We start from the raw sequence: 1,942 nt of genomic DNA on the forward strand, positions 1-1,942 counted from the left end.
GAGCTGCCGAAGGCTGCGATCTTTTGACCCAGGAGAGTTTGATGAGCTCAATCAAAGACCCCTGCATCAGTGTCTGCAAATTCACCGACGACATCTGCGTCGGCTGCGGTCGCAGCAAGCGCGAGATCAAGTCCTGGAAGAAGCTCGACAAGGCTGACAAACGCACGGTTCTGGCCGAAGCGGCGTTGCGCCTGATCAAACTCGGCGCCACCGGTCGGCGGAAACACAAGTAGTTATCCAATGTTCAGCTAGTCTCTGATGCGCAAAGACTGACATGAGCGTATGATTTGCGACCCTTCGGCGATCCCTTCGCCAAGTGCACAGATTGACATCGCTTCAGGACGCTCAATTGAGGGCAGCCTGAACAGACCACACCGGGAGGTGCCCAGATGAGTATCAAAGACCAGAAAGACGACCAGGAAATCGGCCCAGCAGGTGAAAAACTGCAGAAAGTCCTCGCCCGTATCGGCGTCGGCTCGCGCCGTGACGTAGAAGCCTGGATCAGTCACGGCCGGATCAAGGTCAATGGCAAAGACGCCACCCTTGGCCTGCGCGTCGACCTGCATGACGCCATCACCATCGATGGCAAGGTGATCAAGCGCGAAGAAGCCGCCGAGTCGGTACGCCGCGTGATCATGTACAACAAACCCGACGGTGAAATCTGCACCCGTGACGACCCTGAAGGCCGTCCGACCGTGTTCGACAAGATGCCGCGCCCGAAAGAAGGTCGCTGGATCAACATCGGTCGTCTGGACATCAACACCACCGGTCTGCTGATGTTCACCACCGACGGTGAGCTGGCCAACCGCCTGATGCACCCTTCCTACGAAATGGACCGTGAATACGCAGTCCGTGTGCGTGGCGAAGTCGATGACGAGATGATCGAGCGTCTGAAAGCCGGCGTTGTCCTTGAAGACGGCCCGGCCAAGTTCACCGACATCAAGCAAGCGCCCGGCGGCGAAGGTTTCAACCACTGGTATCACTGCGTGGTGATGGAAGGTCGCAACCGCGAGGTCCGTCGTCTGTGGGAATCCCAGGGTCTGGTTGTCAGCCGTCTGAAGCGCGTGCGTTTCGGTCCGGTGTTCCTCAACTCCGATTTGCCGATGGGCCGCTGGCGCGAAATGAGCCAGTACGAAGTCGACATTCTGAGTGCTGAAGTGGGCCTGACGCCGGTGGCCATGCCGCAAATGAACGCCAAGAGCAAAGACAAGCTTGAGCGTATGCAGCGCAAATCGTCGCGTCCGGTCGGCAAGACCGAGCGCGTGCGTACGCTGCGTCCAGCGGCAGGCGCTCCGGCCGCCGGCCCGCGTCCAGCGCGTGAGCCGCACCTCGAAGGCGAGCGTCCGTCGCGCAAGCCGGTTGCCCCGCGTGCCGATGGTGAGCGTGGTCCACGCACACCGCGTCCGGCCAACGGTCGCACCGAGCGTGGCGAAGGCCGCGGTGCACCGAGCGCTGGTCGCAGCGATCGTGGCGCTCCAGCCGGTCGCGGTACGCCAGTGGCGGATCGTCCTTCGGACACCAAACGCCCGGCCAAGCCGGCGCCAAAACGTCCGGGGATCAAGCTGGTGGAGGGTGACAAGCCATCGGGCAAGCGCCGTGGCGCGCCAGCCGGTTCGGGCCAGCGTCCGGGTTTCGGTCGTCGCAAACCTGAGTAATCGGTAAGCGGCACATAAAAAACGCCAGCCTTCGGGTTGGCGTTTTTTTTTGCCCAGGCTTTAGCTCTGCGGTGTTCCTATAGGCCGCTTCGCGGGCAAGCCCGCTCCCACAGGTTCAGCGCAATCCTTGTGGGAGCGGGCTTGCCCGCGAAGGAAGCGACTCGGTCTAACGACTTTCCTTTGCATTCCGGGCAACACAGAGTTGCCATCAGGCACATTGATCGCGTCCCGATCCCAGGTGCATGCTAGAGGGCTGTGTTCGGACTTATATCATTCCGAATGATAGT

Annotated in this window: 2 protein-coding genes; both read left to right on the forward strand. The window is 60.9% G+C overall.

The genetic code is table 11. From position 1 onward, the window contains the following. Nucleotides 1-41: 41 nt before the first annotated feature. Complete coding sequence (locus F8N62_RS31270; RefSeq protein WP_150712205.1) at nt 42-233, forward strand: DUF1289 domain-containing protein; 192 nt, start codon at nt 42-44, stop codon at nt 231-233. A gap of 156 nt (nt 234-389) precedes the next feature. Further along, complete coding sequence (rluB, locus tag F8N62_RS31275) at nt 390-1,655, forward strand: 23S rRNA pseudouridine(2605) synthase RluB (protein ID WP_150712204.1); 1,266 nt, start codon at nt 390-392, stop codon at nt 1,653-1,655. Nucleotides 1,656-1,942: the final 287 nt, after the last annotated feature.

It is taken from the genome of Pseudomonas fluorescens (assembly GCF_902497785.1).
Taxonomy (GTDB): domain Bacteria; phylum Pseudomonadota; class Gammaproteobacteria; order Pseudomonadales; family Pseudomonadaceae; genus Aquipseudomonas; species Aquipseudomonas fluorescens_BO.

Bases quoted from the DNA above. Each gene is read 5' to 3' on its own strand.
- F8N62_RS31270 (WP_150712205.1), top strand. From the start codon at position 42: ATGAGCTCAATCAAAGACCCCTGCATCAGTGTCTGCAAATTCACCGAC.
- rluB (WP_150712204.1), top strand. From the start codon at position 390: ATGAGTATCAAAGACCAGAAAGACGACCAGGAAATCGGCCCAGCAGGT.